Raw genomic sequence first — 16,546 nt, 5'->3', positions numbered from 1 at the left:
AACATATCGTGCGTGAGAATAAGCAATTGATAACGATTAAAGGGACAAGGGACGGTCTTACACTGTTTATCGACGACTCGTGCTCATTTGAAGATGCGTTCATCGAGTTAAACGAAAAACTTATTGAGCATCATGCAAGTAGGGAGGAGCCAAGGGTACCTGTGACGATAAAACTCGGCAACCGCTATTTGGATTTGGAACAGACAACACGCTTACAGGAATTAATTGAGCGAGATAGTCATTTTTATGCTCAGGAATTTGAATCAAATGTCATACAAAAGCAAGAAGCTCTTTTGTGGAAAGAAGAAAGTGAAGTAAAGGCTTTAACTAGAATAATAAGATCTGGACAAGTCCTGGAAGTAAAAGGTGATCTGCTTTTGGTTGGTGATGTAAACCCGGGAGGCAAGGTTGTCTCAACAGGCAATATTTACATTATGGGCAATCTGCGAGGTATTGCCCATGCCGGGTCAGATGGTGATCGAAATGCTATTATTGCGGCATCCTACATGAAGCCCAGCCAACTCCGAATAGCAGATTATATCAGCCGTGCCCCAGACTATGAATCTGATGGTGTGTACATGGAATGTGGTCTCATTGATGAAGAGAAGGATAAAATTGTTATTGATCGACTACAAGTTCTTTCACATAGACGAAAAGATTTAAGCGGGTTTGAAAGGAGAATGCTAAATGGGTGAGGCAATCGTCATTACTTCCGGTAAAGGCGGGGTTGGAAAAACGACTTCGACCGCCAATATTGGTACAGCCCTGGCTTTAATGGAGAAGAAGGTTTGTTTGATTGATACAGACATAGGCTTACGTAACCTTGACGTTGTGATGGGACTGGAAAATCGGATTATCTATGACATTGTCGATGTTATCGAAGGACGCTGTAAGTTAAAGCAGGCACTGATAAAGGATAAACGCTTTGATTGCTTAGCCTTGCTGCCAGCGTCACAGACAAGCGATAAGTCTGTAGGTACGACGGAACATATGAAAAAAATTATCACGGAATTAAAACAAGAATATGATTACATCATTATTGATTGTCCTGCAGGTATTGAACAAGGGTTTCAAAATGCTGTGGCAGGAGCTGATAAAGCAATCGTTATTACCACACCAGAAAAATCAAGTGTAAGAGATGCTGACCGGATTATCGGACTGCTGGAAAACAAAGAAATAGAAGATCCGAAATTAGTAATTAACCGCATTCGCAACCATATGATGAAAAGTGGTGACATGTATGACGTTGATGAAATTCTGCAAATTTTATCAATTGATTTAATCGGAATTGTGATTGACGATGATGAGGTAATTAAAGCTTCGCATAAAGGTGAACCTGTAGCATTTCATCCAAATTCAAAAGCCTCCATCAGCTACCGCAATATTGCTAGAAGAATTTTGGGTGAAACCGTTCCTTTACAATCGTTAGAGAATGAAAAAGGAGTGTTTCAAAAAGTTAAGAAATTCTTTGGCATCCGATCATAAACATCTGAAAAAATGCAATGGGATGATTATCTCCCGTTGCATTTTTAACATAACTTGTCCTTCCTTCACATACAATTGTAAAAAAAGTCTGATGAAGGAATGAGGATCATGGATAAAGGTGTTAAACAAGTTCGGAAATCGATCGCACAACGTAAAAATCAGCGTTTCCTGAACACCAAAGAGCTCCCCCGACAAAATCTGCACCCCAACTTACCACAAGAAGAGGAAAAGCACGGGTACTTCCCGGCCTTTCCAGATGATACCGGACAGAGTAATGATCCGAATCGGGGCAGGTTAATTTCCGGAATGATGTTGAAGGGTGTATTATCGGTCATATTATTTTTTGGTGCAGCATTTTTATTCCAGACTAATGCGGAAATTTTCCGTAAACCAGCAGAACTGGCAACCACTGCTTTAACCAAGGAGTTTCCCTTTGCGCGGGTTAACCAATGGTATCAGGAAACATTTGGATCTCCTTTGGCATTTGCACCAAAAGATAAGCAGAAAACAAGACATGATCAAGCATTGGCGCTTCCGGTTAACGGAAAACTTGCTGAGTCCTTTCAGGCGAATGGCTCAGGAATCATGATTGCACCACAGGACACGGCTGATGTATTTGTATTACGTGACGGGGTGGTTATTTTTGCCGGTAATGACCGGGAAACAGATAAAACAGTTGTGGTACAGCATGCTGACGGCAGCACATCAACATACGGCTACTTGGACTCCATTAATGTTCATTTATACCAATATGTTGAAGGCAATCAGCGACTTGGAGAATTTGTTCCGGATGAAGCTAATAAAACGGTATTTTTTGCTATTGAAAAGGATAACAAATACGTTGATCCCGTACAGGTAATTAAAGTCGATGACGGTCCATAAGTATTTGCCAGCCGTTCATATTCACCCAATTCTCCTGGTATTTATCGCAATTTCCTTCTTTACAGGTACATTTGTGGAATTATTTGTTATTTTATCGATTGTGTTATTACATGAGTTTGGCCATTATACGATGGCGCTGCTCTATAAATGGCGGATTAGAAGCATTATGTTATGGATATTTGGTGGCGTGATGGATACGGACGAGCATGGTAACAGGCCGTTACGGGAGGAAATGCTCGTTACAATTGCCGGGCCGTTTCAGAATATCATCCTCTATGGGATCATATTTGTCGTTTCTGCGGGTGAGGTACTCCCCCCGTCCATCATAACCATGCTATTACATTATAATACTTTGATTTTACTTTTTAATTTGTTGCCAATATGGCCGCTTGATGGCGGGAAATTTTTATTTCTATTGCTCTCATCCTTATTGCCATATCAGAAAGCATATCATTCCGTAATTATCGTATCCTTGCTTGCGTGTACAAGCCTTTTGCTGTTGCAGCTGTTCGTGTTTCCTTTTACCTTAAGTTCCTTCTTGCTCATTCTCTTTTTGCTAAAAGAAAATAGAATGGATTGGAAGCAGCGGTATTATGTGTTTATGCGTTTTTTATTAAATCGATATCAGGGGAGCGCGCCAGTAAAGGGGATACGTTCCATCGTTGTACCGTATGACTGTACATTAATGGATGTGTTTGCACATTTCCATCGGGAAAAGAGGCATTCCATCTATATTCAATTTCCGGAAAATCAACGAAAACTAATCGAAGAAAACGATTGTTTGCAGCGTTTTTTTTACGATAAGCAATATAATAAACCTATCGGTGAAATTGCCCGTTATAGTTGAAATACTTGATTTGGACACTTGACAACTAATAGGTAAACATGCTAACATCAATACGTTATTCATCGTAGCACCATTTGCTACAACCGCACAGAACAGGTTTTAAACTCATATTATAATTGCCCGTATCCTTCTTAACGATTGGTAGTTGGACGTGGCTTAAAAGAGTACCTGAATGGCGAGTCTGAGTCTATTAAGGAGGTGCAGGAAATGTACGCAATTATTGAAACAGGTGGTAAACAAATCAAGGTTACGGAAGGTCAGGAAATTTACGTAGAGAAAATAGCTGCAGAAGCAAATGATTCGGTGACATTTGATAAAGTACTTTTCGTTGGTGGCGACGATGTGAAAGTTGGCGCACCATATGTTGATGGTGCTAGTGTAACTGCAAAAGTTGAAAAACAAGGCCGTCAAAAGAAAATAACTGTTATTAAATTTAAGCCTAAGAAAAACTACCATCGTAAACAAGGTCATCGTCAACCGTATACGAAACTTGTAGTTGAGAAAATTAATGCATAAGGGTATATGCTATGATTGATGTAACGATATTCAGGTTAGGTGAGCAAATTGCGGCATTTGAAATTTCCGGACATGCTGGCAGTGGTCCATATGGATTTGATCTGGTATGTGCAGGTGTTTCAGCTGTATCCTTTGGTGCAGTTAATGCGGTACTTGAATTATGCCAAATTAACCTCGAAATTGAACAGGGGAATGAAGGTGGTTACCTTCATGTTGCACTTCCTGCCGATCTGGATGACAGATTAACGGCAAAAGTACAGCTCTTGTTTGCGGGCATGATCGTTTCATTAAAAACGATTGCAAGTGAATATAGTCAGTTTATTACAATAGTAAATAAGGAGGTGTAGTGACATGCTACGTCTGGATTTACAGTTTTTCTCACAGAAAAAAGGTGTTGGTAGTACCAAGAACGGTCGTGATTCTGAAGCAAAACGTCTTGGTGCAAAACGTGCAGACGGCCAGTTTGTGACAGGTGGATCAATTCTTTTCCGTCAACGCGGAACAAAAATTTATCCAGGTGAAAATGTCGGCCGCGGCGGAGACGACACACTTTTTGCCAAGACGGATGGTGTTGTGAAATTTGAACGCTACGGCCGTGATCGCAAAAAGGTAAGTGTTTACCCGGTGGCTCAAGAAGCGTAACACAAATTTCGGATGCAATAGAAGCAGGATTGAATTAACGGGAAATTTGATTTGTGCTTCAGCTTTTCATCTGGTTCAAAACCCTAGCCTGATTTATCGGCTGGGGTTTTTTATTTAGAATGAAATGAAGTTTTTCCTTATTTCTGCTATAATCTTGTTAATAATAGGGGGGCTTAAAGTTGGGCGAGAAAGAAATGGTGGATTTGCTTAGGCTATATCGGCATGACCTGATGAATGACTTGCAGATAGTCCAGGGATACGCATCTATGGGGAAATTGGATAAAGTCAAAACAAAAATTGCGGAATGTATGGATCGGTTTTATGAAGAAAGAAAACTAATGAGTCTTGGTGCTCCAAAATTTGCTCTCTGGCTGATTCAAGTTAATTCCATACATGCGAACATTAGATTGACATATTATATAAATATGGAAAATATTCATCTGCAGGCGATTGATGATACATTGGTAAAATATTGTCAATCGGCTATTGATCTGCTGGGGGAGCTGCTTGACAATATGGAATTATATAATGGGGAGCTTCACTTGGAAGCTACGCCATCAACTATCGATGCCCGCTTTTTGTTAGCTGGAAATTTTCCGAAAGAGCCAGTTTCCAAACTAAACAAAAAACATCCTAATAAAATGAGTTGCAGCAAAACGGATAACGGTGTAAGTTGTATCGTATCTATTCCGTTTTCCAGAATGAGGTGAGCAAGTAATGTTTGTAGATCAGGTTCGTGTATACATAAAAGCCGGTGACGGGGGTAATGGGCTTGTTGCCTACCGGCGCGAAAAGTATGTACCAAAAGGAGGTCCCGCCGGCGGAGATGGTGGAGATGGTGGAGATGTCGTTTTTGAAGTGGATGAAGGACTGAATACATTAATGGATTTTCGCTACAATCGCCATTTTAAAGCAAAACGCGGAGAAAACGGCATGAGTAAAAATCAGCATGGTAAAAATGCTGCACCGCTGATTGTGCCGGTTCCACCTGGGACAACTGTGATGGATGAGGATACGCAGGAAATAATCGCTGATTTAACATACCACGAACAGCGCGCAATCATCGCACACGGTGGGCGGGGCGGCCGTGGTAATTCCCGTTTTGCCACACCTCGCAATCCTGCACCAGAGTTTGCTGAAAATGGTGAACCAGGTCAGGAACGTAATGTAAAGGTGGAATTAAAACTGATTGCGGATGTCGGTCTTGTTGGTTTTCCAAGTGTAGGTAAATCTACATTTATTTCCGTAGTAAGTGCAGCAAAGCCAAAGATTGCTGATTATCATTTCACCACATTATCACCAAACCTGGGTGTAGTCGACACAAGTGATCATCGCAGCTTTGTTATGGCTGATTTACCTGGTTTAATTGAGGGTGCCCATTCAGGTGTCGGATTGGGGCATCAGTTTTTGCGGCATGTGGAGCGAACGAGAGTAATTGTCCATGTCATTGATATGGCGGGGACAGAGGGACGCGATCCATACGACGATTATGTAAAAATCAATCAAGAATTAAAAGAGTATGACCAAAAGCTTATGGACCGCCCGCAAATCATTGCGGCCAATAAAATGGACATGCCTGGTGCAGAGGAAAATTTACGATTGTTTAAGGGGAAACTGGAAGATGATTTCCCGGTTTTCCCAATTTCCACGTTGACAAAAGAAGGACTTCGCGATATTTTATTCGCAATTGCTGATGCATTGGATAGCATACCAAAGGCTGCGCCGAAAATGGAAGAAACGGAAGAAGCGGTTGTTTATCGTTATCAACGGCCACAAGCATCCTTTGCGATTTCCCGCGATGATGACGGTGCATTTGTGCTGTCAGGTGTTAAAATTGAAAAATTGTTTAAAATGACCGATTTTAATCGCGATGAGGCGGTACAACGGTTTGCCCGCCAGCTAAGAGGAATGGGTGTTGATGAGGCATTGCGCAAGCGTGGCGCCAAAGATGGCGATACGATAAGATTACTGGATTATGAGTTTGAATTTATTGAGTAATGATGCAAAGTTAAATTGATAAGGGAGTAGGTTTGATTGACGGTAAAGATAGGTTACTTGGGGCCAAAAGGAACATTTACCAAATTGGCCGTTGATGCTGCATTTAATGGGGAAGATAAACAAGCTTTTGACACGATACCAGCATGTATTGATGCCATTGATGGGGATGAAATTGATATTGGTGTTGTACCGCTGGAAAATTCTATTGAAGGGACCGTACATTTGACTGTCGATTATCTTGTCCATCAGGTGCGGCTGCCGATTGTTGCTGAAATCGTTGTGCCGATTCAGCAGCATCTGCTAGTTCGACCAGATTTTTCTGGTGATTTAGAAGAAATTAAGGAGATTCATTCACATAGACAAGCTATTGCACAGTGCCATCAATATATTCATGAATACATGCCAAAAGCATCGATTCACTATACTTCGTCTACAGGTAAGGCTGCCGAAATTGTCAGCACCCGTAATACAAGCATAGCAGCCATTGGTAATAAACTGGCAGCAGCAGAATTTGGTCTTTCGATCTATAGAGACAATATCCATGATTACCCGAATAACCATACACGGTTTGCAGTGTTAACGAAGGATAAACATAACATCCATATTCATCATGAGGTGAATGCAGAGAAAACAAGTCTTTTAATCACATTGCCGAGTGATTATGCTGGTGCCCTTCATCAGGTACTTTCAGCGTTTGCCTGGAGAAAAATGAATTTATCAAAAATTGAATCCAGACCAATGAAAACAGGACTTGGGAATTACTTCTTTATTGTGGACGTCAACCAGCCCTATGATGATGTACTATTCCCAAGTGTAAAGGCTGAATTAGAAGCATTGGGATGTAGTGTAACAATTTTAGGTACATATCCGGTCTACCAGTTGAATATATAAGAAAAATGGCGTTAGGAAATGGAGTGATGATTTTATTACGCATTAAACGTGTAATATGAAGTTTCACTATTTTACTATTGGTTTGCCATCAAACCGTCTATTATGATAGGCGGTTTTTAATTTAGTTTTCAACTTTTCCAAACTTCGTGCATATGTTGTAAATGAGTGATTAGCCCAATTGTAACTTTAAATGAAGGGAGTTTGGTTAAACTTGAAAATTCACGTTGTGCAAAAGGGTGATACATTGTGGGAATTAGCCAAAAAATATGGCGCTGATTTTGAAGAGTTAAAACAGCTTAATCCACAATTATCAAGCCCTGATATGATTATGCCGGGTATGAAAATAAAAATACCTGGTTCAACGAAGGCTGTACAAAAAGAAAGCATGAAACCGAAAGAGACACAAAAACCACTGGTCAATCAGCCATATAAAGAAATGTCACCAAAGCCAATGCCGGTTATTAAGGAAGATGTAAAGGAGAAACAGAAACCGATGCAGCCACAAATGCCGATGCAACCGCATATGCCAATGCAGCCGGAAGCATCCGTAAATCAAATACAACCGATCATCCAAATGCCAATTATGGAACAGGAAATGCAGAATTACACATCGATTAATTTTCCGGAAATGCCACATTATCCGGAGCCAAAGGAAAAGCCGGTAAAACATGAAAAGCCAATGCCACAGCCGCAACCAATGCCGCAGCCAGTAGCAATGGTGCCAATGTGCTGTCACGTTGTTCATCCGTGCCATCCGCCAATGCCGCATGATTATTTTCCAGTCATGGGAACTTTTGCTGGGGGACATATGCCATATCACCAGCCAATGAATTATGATCCAGCGGCGTATCCATCCTATCATCATCACGATCATCATGATCATGGCCATATGATGGAGTCACCAAGTATGGAGATGCCAGTTAAACCAGTTCAGACAAAAGGGGAAAAAGATTGTGGCTGCAAGGATAAAAAACCATTTCCGAAGCATTATCCAGGATATCAGATGAATCAGCCACCTGCATATGGCGGGTACCCAAACGATTTTCAGCCGTATCACGGATTTAACCCTAACCCACAACAAGCTTATGGAGAAAATCCAGCTTACGGGCAAATGTATCCACCACATATGACTCCAACCAATCAACCATTTCCTGCACCACCAGGGTACCCCGATTTTTCCGAATTTGATTACCGGTCCGACGAGGATGAATCTTCAGGTGAATAAGCTTAACCAAGGAGACGAGATGCGAATTGATCGCTTCTCTTCTTTTTTATATCAAAAGGGCAGGTTGGATTGTACGGAGATGAAGCCGGTCAAATCACATGTTTTCCGGATAAAAACCCCTAAAGAAGAGGAATATATTTTAAAAAAGCATGCTAAGCCAAAGATCCTGGAACAGCAATGGGATTTTTTTGAGCAATTGCCTGCGTCAGTCGTTGTTCCTTTCGTACGTTTTCCAAACGGCAGAAAGTATATAAAACATAACCAGTACTTCTGGACGCTTGCTCCATTTATTGATGGTGATAAGCTGAATTATGCGACAGCAGACGATCGCCAGGCAGCTTTGGTTACATTGCGCCAGTTTCATCAGGATGCGAAATCAATTACGGTGCAAAATCCGATTAAGCAGCAGCTTTTTTATATTCGCTGGTCCCGCAGGCTTTCAACATTTAAAAAAACGGAACATCATTTTCTGAAATATGGTTTTGAAACATTATTTCGCGATATTGTCCGAACAACAAAGCTGCATTTAGAACTCGTTAGTCAGTTGCCCTGGAGAGAAATAGAACAAAGGGCAGAAGAAAAAATGGAATGGGTACATGGTGATGTTGCCAGTCATAATTTTATTCGTAATTCAAGTGTCTATATGATCGATTTCGATTTGCTTTCACGCTCGCCTGTGCTTTATGATTATATTCAATTAGGTCAACGCTTTTTACCTTATTTGAATTGGGATTTTGACAAATTGCTGGCATATCAGATGGTGAGTGAGCGGCAATTGAAATTATGGATCAACGCTATCCTTGTTCCAACTGATGTATTGCGGGAATGGCTCCATTTTCTAAAACGGGGATCTGCTAATTCCGTTTATCATTACCTGTCCAGGATGGAAAGAGAATGGCTTATGCGGCATAGCTTTTTTAAAAAAGCGAAATTAATGCTAAAATCAATTTAGAAATGAATGCATATTAAATGGAGGAGCGATCATGATGCAGGAAACAGTAGACAAAATTGTACAGTGGTTACAACAACAGGTGAAAGAAACAGGTGTAAACGGGCTGCTGGTTGGAGTAAGCGGGGGAGTTGATTCAGCGGTTGTTGCCCATTTAATAAAGCGGGCCGTTCCACATCAATCGTTGGGAGTAATCATGCCTTGTAAAAGCAGTTCTGCTGATATAGAGCATGCCAAAGATGTAATTGAGAGCTGTGGTATTAATGCCCTGACGGTTGATCTGACGGAAACACACAATGTACTTTTTCAAACCATTCAACAACAAGTAACACATAAAAAAGAATGGCAGGAAAAAAATCATTCAATGGCGGATGCGAATTTGCGGGCCAGGTTACGGATGAGCACATTATATACCTTGGCGACGAATTATAACTATTTGGTTGTTGGGACAGATAACGCTGCCGAGTGGTATACAGGTTATTTTACAAAATATGGAGATGGTGGAGTGGACATCCTGCCAATAGTTGAATTTACGAAGCAGGAGGTCAGGGAAATGGCACGTTTTCTTGGTGTACCTGAACAAGTTGTTAATAAGAAGCCAAGTGCGGGCTTGTGGGAAGGGCAAACCGATGAAGCGGAAATGGGTATAAGCTATGCGGTCATCGATGCTTATTTGAGAGGTCAGGAAATCCCGGAGAAAGATAAGGAAACGATTGAAAGGCTTCATAAACGGACAGAACATAAACGGATCGGTGCAGAGCATTTCCAGGTTGATAAAGAAAGTATCTAATTGGAAATGGCCGTGCTACAGGCTTAAGAGAATGCATGCTTTTCCTGCTAAGGGATAATTTAACTGATTAAAAACACCTCTTTCATCCAAGCTAATTGGTAAGGAGGTGTTCTTTTATGAAACTTCGTGCAATCAGTAGTGCAGGTATTGGCTTCATGATGTTAGTTGGATGTTCGAATGTAAATACAAATAATGATGAAAACGCGCAAAATAATGCACCAAACCCCCAATCAATCCACTATGAGACCGACAATGAACATGCTGATCGATTAGGTGAGCGGGATAAATCGATTGGCGAACGTGGCGGTTATCCTCAAAGTGATCAAAGTGGTACGAATGCTTCAAATGGTCAGCAAGGTAATTTTACCGACAATTTTGTAAATGAAGAATCGGATAAGATCTACCAGCAGCTGATTAATTATCGGGAAATTAAACAGGCGCAAATCGCCATCACGGATGATAAAGTTATTGTAGCTTTAATGCTAAACGATTACCATGACCAAAATGTTCGTGATCTGGTTGTTAAGGAAGTTAAAAAAGTTGAACCGAATAAAGAAATTGTCATTTATACCGATGATATTCATTGGAATCGTGTAAAAAATATGAACTCGCGAGGATCAACCAATGGACATGCAAACCAACCGGGGGGAGAAAATGATTAACCTTTGCTTTACAGGCAGAGGTTTTTTTGATCACTTTGCGTATATTAACTTCTAGTAAACATCCACCAGCTAAAGCCAGCTATTACAATACTAACCATCAGTGGAAGCCCGCCACTGAATGAAGTTTTACTTTATATATAAGGAATTTTTTGTTATAGTAAGGAAGGAAATTTCTAGAGAGGAGAATGTCCTATGGCTGGTCATTCTAAGTGGAAAAATATACAACGCAGAAAAAATGCACAGGATGCAAAAAAAGGAAAAATTTTCATGCGCCATGCAAAGGATATTTATATGGCTGCTAAAGCAGGTGGTGGGGATCCGTCGACAAATGCAACACTCCGCTTGACTATAGATAAAGCAAAAGCTGACAATATGCCGAATGATAATATCGATCGTGCGATTAAAAAGGCAACAGGTTCACTTGATGGAGCGAACTATGAAGAATTCACATATGAAGGTTACGGCCCTGGGGGTGTAGCTGTTATCGTAAATATTTTAACAGACAACAAAAACCGTACTGCTGCTGAAGTCCGCCACGCTTTTAAAAAGAATGGCGGCAATTTAGGTGAAAATGGCAGTGTCTCGTTCATGTTTGATCGTAAGGGTTATATTGTTATTGAAAATGAAGATGGTTCTATTAGCGAAGATGAAATCACTTTGGAAGCGATAGAAGCAGGGGCAGATGATATCGTAGTTGAAGAAGGTGCCTATGAAATATATACTTCACCTGAAAACTTTACTGCCGTTTGTGAGCATTTGCGTAAAAATGATTACGAATTAGCGGACGCTGAAATCACCTTGATTCCCCAAACATACAGCAAGTTAGCTGCTGATGACGAACAGAAAATGCTGAATTTGATAGATGTGCTGGAGGATAATGAGGACGTTCAGGACATCTACCATAATTTAGAGGAATCAGAGTAATGTTTACTGATTCCAAGTAAAAACACCAATTGGGAACTCCCCTCTGTTGGTGTTTTTTTGTTTACGGGTATGAATGTGGTAAAATAGTGTCAGGACTTGCAGGAGGGGAAGATTCGAATGATCGCATACATAAAGGGGATTGTTGCATCTATTCATGAAGATTCTGTTATAATGGATGTTCAGGGGGTTGGGTACGAAATAATCTGTGCCAATCCTTTTGTGTTTCAGACATTGCTAAACAAGGAAGCATTTGTTTATACATATCATTATGTTCGGGAGGATACACAAGTATTGTATGGGTTTAAAAATCAGGACGAAAAATCGCTTTTTCAAAAGCTGCTTCAAGTGTCAGGTATCGGGCCTAAAGGGGCGCTTGCCATATTAAGTTCGGTAAATGTTGGGGACTTTGTCGCAGCAGTTGAGCGTGAAGATGATAAATTTTTAACAAGTTTTCCGGGAATAGGTAAAAAAACCGCAAGACAGGTTATATTAGATTTAAAAGGAAAATTGACAACGATGCTTTCATTGGAAGTACAACCAACCACGTTGGAAGTTATAGAAGCAACGGGAAAGGGATTAACGGATGCACAGGAAGCATTGAAAGCACTTGGCTATTCCGATCGGGAAATTAGAGCAATCATGCCAAAACTGCGAAATGAAGAAACAGAAAATACAGATGAACTCATTCGTAAAGCATTAGGATTATTAGTGAAAAGTTAAGGGGGGCTAAAGAATGGATGAGCGAATGGTAACAGGTGAGTTACAAGCGGAGGATTCGACTGTTGAGCTTAGTCTTCGCCCCACAACATTAAATCAATATATTGGTCAGCAGAAGGTAAAAGAAAATTTGCGTATTTTTATTCAGGCAGCAAAAATGCGTGAAGAACCACTTGATCATGTACTGCTGTATGGACCACCTGGTTTAGGAAAAACAACCCTCGCGGCAATTATTGCCAATGAAATGGGAGTACAATTTCGCTCAACATCAGGACCGGCAATTGAACGGGCGGGTGACCTTGCTGCTATTCTTTCGTCACTTGAACCTGGGGATGTGCTGTTTATTGATGAGGTTCATCGTTTGCCACGTTCGGTTGAGGAAGTATTGTACCCGGCAATGGAGGACTTTTTCCTTGATATCGTGATTGGTTCAGGACCAAGTGCAAGATCCGTTCGCATTGATTTGCCGCCCTTTACGTTGGTTGGGGCTACAACCCGTTCTGGCCTCCTGTCAGCACCGTTGCGTGACCGGTTTGGGGTACTCAGCAGATTGGAATACTATGAAACCAAGGATTTATGTGCGATTGTCGAACGGACGGCTGATATTTTTGAAACAATGATTACCAAAGATGCAGCTAATGAGGTGGCAAGAAGATCGCGGGGGACACCACGTATTGCCAACAGGCTGCTAAAACGAATTCGCGATATTTCCCAGGTAAAAGGGGAAGAAGCAATTCGTTTAGAAACAACGGATCTCGCTTTACAGATGCTGCAAGTTGATGATGTTGGGCTCGATCATATCGACCATAAACTGTTAAAAGGCATTATTGATGGCTTCCAGGGTGGTCCGGTCGGGCTGGATACGATTGCTGCAACAATCGGCGAAGAGGCACAAACAATTGAAGATGTCTATGAACCGTATTTATTACAAATTGGTTTTATTCAGCGTACACCAAGAGGAAGAGTAGTAACCCCGAAGGCCTACCAGCATTTCGGATTAAAAGGAAACGATAGCGAATGAATATGGGAAAACTATTTATTATTTTAGGGATTGCGTTTATTCTAATTGGTATTATTTGGACATTTATTGGAAAACTTCCCGGTGACATTAGTTTTAAAAGGGGAAATTTCTCCTTCCATTTCCCAATCATGACATCGATTGTCGTTAGTATTATTTTGTCGCTTATTTTTTATCTGTTGGGCAAATTTCGTTAAGAGAACAAAGGCGTAAGCGCCCGGTTAGCGGCGTATATGCTGGACTGAGCCGTAGGAGATAAAGGAAACACGACGACCGGAGGAAGTCGATGTTGACTTATCGTACGGAGGTGAAGGAAGTATACTAGCCGCTGGGTGCTGGAGCCGGACGTGGCCTACTCTGGTATGAGCAGAATAGAGCCTGGATTTATATACTTTCTTATCTATCAAGTAAGGAGCTTCATACACCATGAACATTGAAGATTTTGATTTTGATTTACCAGAAGAACTAATCGCGCAAACACCGTTGAAAGATCGGGCGGCTTCAAGGATGCTGGTGTTAAATCGTGACGCTAAAACTATTGAACACAAGCATTTTACCGATATTAAAGACTACCTGAGAAAAGGCGACTGTCTCGTTTTAAATGATACACGTGTCCTGCCTGCCAGATTGTATGGCATTAAAGAAGATACCGGGGCTAAAATTGAAATCCTGCTTTTGCACCAACAGGAGGGGGACAGCTGGGAAGTGCTCGCTAAACCAGCTAAAAAGGTAAAAGCAGGAACAAAGCTCATTTTCGGTGATGGAAAACTAACGGCGACGTGTTTGGATACGTTAGAGCATGGCGGCCGGATTTTACAATTTGCATACGATGGAATCTTTTATGAAGTTTTGGATGAACTTGGTGAAATGCCACTGCCACCCTATATAAAAGAACAATTGCCGGAAAAGGAACGGTATCAAACGGTATATGCAAAAGAGGAAGGTTCCGCGGCGGCACCGACGGCAGGTCTGCATTTTACCAATGAGCTTTTGGACGAGATCAGGGAAATGGGTGTTACTATTGCCTTTATTACATTACATGTTGGATTAGGTACATTTCGGCCCGTGAGTGTTGAAAAAATCGATGAGCATAAAATGCATTCCGAGTTTTATCACATGACAAAAGAAACAGCTGCAACATTGACAAACGTAAAAGAAAATAATGGCCGGATTATCTCGGTTGGTACCACATCAACGAGAACACTGGAAACGATTGTCCGTGACCACGGTAAATTCCAGGAGGCGAGCGGCTGGACCGATATTTTTATTTATCCACCATATCAGTTTCGGGCAATTGATGGACTCATTACCAACTTTCATTTGCCAAAGTCGACGCTAATTATGATGGTAAGTGCTTTAGCAGATCGGGTAACAATTATGCAGGCGTATCATGAGGCTGTAAAGGAACGATATCGTTTTTTTAGTTTTGGCGATGCGATGTTAATTATTTAGGAGGATGTTCAAAAAGTCACCAAAAGCGAACTCGGGCGCTTACTTGTTTCCCATTTGGCAACTTTTTGAACATAAACTATTTGTGAAGGACGAATATAATGACAGCAATAACATATGAATTAATAAAAACATGTAAACAGACCGGTGCTAGGCTTGGTAAGGTGCATACCCCGCACGGTTCATTTGATACACCAATGTTTATGCCGGTTGGGACACTGGCGACGGTAAAAACCATGAGCCCCGAAGAATTAACGGAAATGAATGCGAAAATTATTCTTTCCAATACGTATCATTTGTGGCTAAGACCAGGTGAGGATATTATTCGGGACGCTGGCGGGCTTCATGCGTTTATGAACTGGGATAAGGCCATTCTTACTGATTCAGGCGGGTTCCAGGTTTTCAGTTTAAGTGACATGCGTGAGATAAAGGAAGAGGGTGTTCATTTCCGCAACCATTTAAATGGCGAAAAGCTATTTCTTTCTCCGGAAAAATCAATGCAGATTCAAAACGCGCTTGGTTCCGATATTATGATGGCTTTTGATGAGTGCCCGCCATATCCGGCAACACATGACTACATGAAGGCATCTGTCGAGCGGACATCACGCTGGGCTGAACGCTGCTTGGAAGCACATAACCGAAAAAATGATCAAGGGCTATTTGGCATCATTCAAGGCGGTGAGTTTGAAGATTTACGTAAACAAAGTGCTGAGGATTTGGCGTCATTGGATTTTCCAGGATATGCGATCGGCGGTCTTTCGGTTGGTGAACCGAAAGAAGTGATGAATCGGATGCTTGAATATACAACACCGCTCATGCCGAGTACGAAGCCAAGGTACTTAATGGGAGTAGGGTCACCAGATTCATTAATCGATGGTGCAATACGTGGGATTGATATGTTTGATTGTGTATTGCCAACAAGAATTGCCCGGAATGGGACATGCATGACATCAGCCGGCAGACTTGTCGTTCGAAATGCTGCATATGCCCGTGATTTTGGGCCGATTGATGACCAGTGCGACTGTTATGTGTGTCAAAATTACACACGAAGCTATATCCGTCACTTAATAAAATGCAATGAAACATTTGGATTTAGACTTACTACTTACCATAATTTATATTTTCTGTTAGAATTAATGGAGAAAGTACGAAAAGCGATACGTGAAGATCGACTTGGCGACTTTAAGGAAGCATTCTTTGATCAATATGGTTTTAATCAACCGAATGCAAAAAACTTTTAAGGAAGGGAGGAATCCATAAATGGACATGCTTATACAATTGTCACCAATTATTTTAATGTTTGTTATCTTCTATTTCTTGCTTATCCGTCCACAGCAAAAGCGGCAAAAACAAGTAAGACAAATGCAGTCTGATTTGAAAAAGGGAGATAGTATTGTAACAATTGGCGGTTTCCATGGTTCGATTCACCAGATTGATGAAAACATCGTTGTGATTGAAGCGGGTGATGGTACAAAACTGTCATTTGACCGTTCAGCAATTCGTGAAGTTAAAAGTTAGACATTTTTTCAGTTGGATGAGCAATGGACTATT

At 41.2% G+C, this 16,546-nt stretch carries 21 protein-coding genes and 1 other annotated feature; all 21 genes read left to right on the top strand.

All coding sequences use genetic code 11. From position 1 onward, the window contains the following. Nucleotides 1-8: 8 nt before the first annotated feature. The 21 genes from minC (at nt 9) to yajC (ending at nt 16,513) form a co-directional block, all read left to right on the top strand. Nucleotides 9-695 carry a septum site-determining protein MinC gene (gene minC / locus CZ382_RS08620; protein ID WP_088050770.1) on the top strand — a complete coding sequence of 229 codons (687 nt, stop codon included), beginning with the start codon at nt 9-11 and terminating at the stop codon, nt 693-695. Continuing rightward, on the top strand, nt 688-1,485 hold the full coding sequence (gene minD / locus CZ382_RS08615; protein ID WP_088050769.1) for a septum site-determining protein MinD: 798 nt from the start codon (nt 688-690) through the stop codon (nt 1,483-1,485). Before minC ends, minD begins: the two co-directional genes overlap by 8 nt. Before the next feature lie 108 nt (nt 1,486-1,593). After that, nucleotides 1,594-2,367 carry a M23 family metallopeptidase gene (locus CZ382_RS08610; RefSeq protein ID WP_088050768.1) on the top strand — a complete coding sequence of 258 codons (774 nt, stop codon included), beginning with the start codon at nt 1,594-1,596 and terminating at the stop codon, nt 2,365-2,367. Further along, on the top strand, nt 2,354-3,214 hold the full coding sequence (locus CZ382_RS08605; RefSeq protein WP_088050767.1) for a site-2 protease family protein: 861 nt from the start codon (nt 2,354-2,356) through the stop codon (nt 3,212-3,214). Before CZ382_RS08610 ends, CZ382_RS08605 begins: the two co-directional genes overlap by 14 nt. A 71-nt stretch (nt 3,215-3,285) precedes the next feature. Next, nucleotides 3,286-3,407 (top strand) — a sequence feature (ribosomal protein L21 leader region). A gap of 14 nt (nt 3,408-3,421) precedes the next feature. Then, nucleotides 3,422-3,730, top strand: coding sequence for a 50S ribosomal protein L21 (gene rplU / locus CZ382_RS08600; RefSeq protein WP_088050766.1), 309 nt, complete (start codon nt 3,422-3,424; stop codon nt 3,728-3,730). Nucleotides 3,731-3,741: 11 nt separating this feature from the next. After that, complete coding sequence (locus CZ382_RS08595) at nt 3,742-4,077, top strand: ribosomal-processing cysteine protease Prp (protein WP_088050765.1); 336 nt, start codon at nt 3,742-3,744, stop codon at nt 4,075-4,077. 4 nt (nt 4,078-4,081) lie between these two features. After that, complete coding sequence (gene rpmA / locus CZ382_RS08590; RefSeq protein WP_088050764.1) at nt 4,082-4,372, top strand: 50S ribosomal protein L27; 291 nt, start codon at nt 4,082-4,084, stop codon at nt 4,370-4,372. A 179-nt stretch (nt 4,373-4,551) separates the two neighbouring features. Further along, nucleotides 4,552-5,082, top strand: a complete 531-nt coding sequence (locus tag CZ382_RS08585) for a Spo0B domain-containing protein (RefSeq protein ID WP_088050763.1) — start codon at nt 4,552-4,554, stop codon at nt 5,080-5,082. A 7-nt stretch (nt 5,083-5,089) separates the two neighbouring features. Further along, entirely contained in the window at nt 5,090-6,370 is a 1,281-nt protein-coding gene (gene obgE, locus CZ382_RS08580) for a GTPase ObgE (RefSeq protein ID WP_088050762.1), read from the top strand. Between the two features lie 36 nt (nt 6,371-6,406). Continuing rightward, nucleotides 6,407-7,261, top strand: a complete 855-nt coding sequence (gene pheA / locus CZ382_RS08575) for a prephenate dehydratase (RefSeq protein ID WP_088050761.1) — start codon at nt 6,407-6,409, stop codon at nt 7,259-7,261. Nucleotides 7,262-7,472: 211 nt separating this feature from the next. After that, nucleotides 7,473-8,486 (top strand): SafA/ExsA family spore coat assembly protein, encoded by a 1,014-nt coding sequence (safA, locus tag CZ382_RS08570; protein WP_088050760.1) that lies wholly within the window; start codon nt 7,473-7,475, stop codon nt 8,484-8,486. After that, nucleotides 8,479-9,438, top strand: a complete 960-nt coding sequence (locus CZ382_RS08565) for a phosphotransferase (RefSeq protein WP_159457777.1) — start codon at nt 8,479-8,481, stop codon at nt 9,436-9,438. Before safA ends, CZ382_RS08565 begins: the two co-directional genes overlap by 8 nt. A 34-nt stretch (nt 9,439-9,472) precedes the next feature. Further along, complete coding sequence (nadE, locus tag CZ382_RS08560; RefSeq protein WP_088051016.1) at nt 9,473-10,225, top strand: NAD(+) synthase; 753 nt, start codon at nt 9,473-9,475, stop codon at nt 10,223-10,225. Nucleotides 10,226-10,341: 116 nt separating this feature from the next. Continuing rightward, complete coding sequence (locus CZ382_RS08555) at nt 10,342-10,887, top strand: YhcN/YlaJ family sporulation lipoprotein (RefSeq protein WP_088050758.1); 546 nt, start codon at nt 10,342-10,344, stop codon at nt 10,885-10,887. A gap of 192 nt (nt 10,888-11,079) precedes the next feature. Further along, nucleotides 11,080-11,811 (top strand): YebC/PmpR family DNA-binding transcriptional regulator, encoded by a 732-nt coding sequence (locus tag CZ382_RS08550; RefSeq protein ID WP_088050757.1) that lies wholly within the window; start codon nt 11,080-11,082, stop codon nt 11,809-11,811. A gap of 117 nt (nt 11,812-11,928) precedes the next feature. After that, nucleotides 11,929-12,531: a Holliday junction branch migration protein RuvA gene (ruvA, locus tag CZ382_RS08545; protein ID WP_088050756.1), complete on the top strand. Its 603-nt coding sequence runs from the start codon at nt 11,929-11,931 to the stop codon at nt 12,529-12,531. A 13-nt stretch (nt 12,532-12,544) separates the two neighbouring features. After that, nucleotides 12,545-13,549: a Holliday junction branch migration DNA helicase RuvB gene (gene ruvB / locus CZ382_RS08540; protein ID WP_088050755.1), complete on the top strand. Its 1,005-nt coding sequence runs from the start codon at nt 12,545-12,547 to the stop codon at nt 13,547-13,549. Next, nucleotides 13,546-13,743 carry a DUF2905 domain-containing protein gene (locus CZ382_RS08535; protein ID WP_088050754.1) on the top strand — a complete coding sequence of 66 codons (198 nt, stop codon included), beginning with the start codon at nt 13,546-13,548 and terminating at the stop codon, nt 13,741-13,743. The genes ruvB and CZ382_RS08535 overlap by 4 nt, the downstream gene beginning before the upstream one ends. 229 nt (nt 13,744-13,972) lie before the next feature. Then, entirely contained in the window at nt 13,973-14,998 is a 1,026-nt protein-coding gene (gene queA, locus CZ382_RS08530; RefSeq protein WP_088050753.1) for a tRNA preQ1(34) S-adenosylmethionine ribosyltransferase-isomerase QueA, read from the top strand. A 98-nt stretch (nt 14,999-15,096) separates the two neighbouring features. Beyond that, complete coding sequence (gene tgt / locus CZ382_RS08525; RefSeq protein ID WP_088050752.1) at nt 15,097-16,236, top strand: tRNA guanosine(34) transglycosylase Tgt; 1,140 nt, start codon at nt 15,097-15,099, stop codon at nt 16,234-16,236. 19 nt (nt 16,237-16,255) lie between these two features. Continuing rightward, nucleotides 16,256-16,513: a preprotein translocase subunit YajC gene (gene yajC / locus CZ382_RS08520; RefSeq protein WP_088050751.1), complete on the top strand. Its 258-nt coding sequence runs from the start codon at nt 16,256-16,258 to the stop codon at nt 16,511-16,513. Nucleotides 16,514-16,546: the final 33 nt, after the last annotated feature.

Origin of the sequence: Virgibacillus dakarensis (assembly GCF_900155625.1) — a bacterium.
Classification (GTDB): domain Bacteria; phylum Bacillota; class Bacilli; order Bacillales; family Amphibacillaceae; genus Lentibacillus_C; species Lentibacillus_C populi.
The sequence above is the reverse complement of the archived record's forward strand: the minus strand, read 5'-3'. Positions and strand labels throughout refer to the sequence as shown.

What these genes read in the sequence shown, in the direction of transcription:
- tgt (WP_088050752.1), top strand. Translation starts at nt 15,097, where the DNA reads ATGACAGCAATAACATATGAATTAATAAAAACATGTAAACAGACCGGT.
- ruvB (WP_088050755.1), top strand. Translation starts at nt 12,545, where the DNA reads ATGGATGAGCGAATGGTAACAGGTGAGTTACAAGCGGAGGATTCGACT.
- CZ382_RS08535 (WP_088050754.1), top strand. Translation starts at nt 13,546, where the DNA reads ATGAATATGGGAAAACTATTTATTATTTTAGGGATTGCGTTTATTCTA.
- rplU (WP_088050766.1), top strand. Translation starts at nt 3,422, where the DNA reads ATGTACGCAATTATTGAAACAGGTGGTAAACAAATCAAGGTTACGGAA.
- nadE (WP_088051016.1), top strand. Translation starts at nt 9,473, where the DNA reads ATGCAGGAAACAGTAGACAAAATTGTACAGTGGTTACAACAACAGGTG.
- CZ382_RS08595 (WP_088050765.1), top strand. Translation starts at nt 3,742, where the DNA reads ATGATTGATGTAACGATATTCAGGTTAGGTGAGCAAATTGCGGCATTT.
- obgE (WP_088050762.1), top strand. Translation starts at nt 5,090, where the DNA reads ATGTTTGTAGATCAGGTTCGTGTATACATAAAAGCCGGTGACGGGGGT.
- CZ382_RS08550 (WP_088050757.1), top strand. Translation starts at nt 11,080, where the DNA reads ATGGCTGGTCATTCTAAGTGGAAAAATATACAACGCAGAAAAAATGCA.
- yajC (WP_088050751.1), top strand. Translation starts at nt 16,256, where the DNA reads ATGGACATGCTTATACAATTGTCACCAATTATTTTAATGTTTGTTATC.
- queA (WP_088050753.1), top strand. Translation starts at nt 13,973, where the DNA reads ATGAACATTGAAGATTTTGATTTTGATTTACCAGAAGAACTAATCGCG.
- minD (WP_088050769.1), top strand. Translation starts at nt 688, where the DNA reads ATGGGTGAGGCAATCGTCATTACTTCCGGTAAAGGCGGGGTTGGAAAA.
- CZ382_RS08605 (WP_088050767.1), top strand. Translation starts at nt 2,354, where the DNA reads ATGACGGTCCATAAGTATTTGCCAGCCGTTCATATTCACCCAATTCTC.
- CZ382_RS08610 (WP_088050768.1), top strand. Translation starts at nt 1,594, where the DNA reads ATGGATAAAGGTGTTAAACAAGTTCGGAAATCGATCGCACAACGTAAA.
- ruvA (WP_088050756.1), top strand. Translation starts at nt 11,929, where the DNA reads ATGATCGCATACATAAAGGGGATTGTTGCATCTATTCATGAAGATTCT.
- CZ382_RS08555 (WP_088050758.1), top strand. Translation starts at nt 10,342, where the DNA reads ATGAAACTTCGTGCAATCAGTAGTGCAGGTATTGGCTTCATGATGTTA.
- rpmA (WP_088050764.1), top strand. Translation starts at nt 4,082, where the DNA reads ATGCTACGTCTGGATTTACAGTTTTTCTCACAGAAAAAAGGTGTTGGT.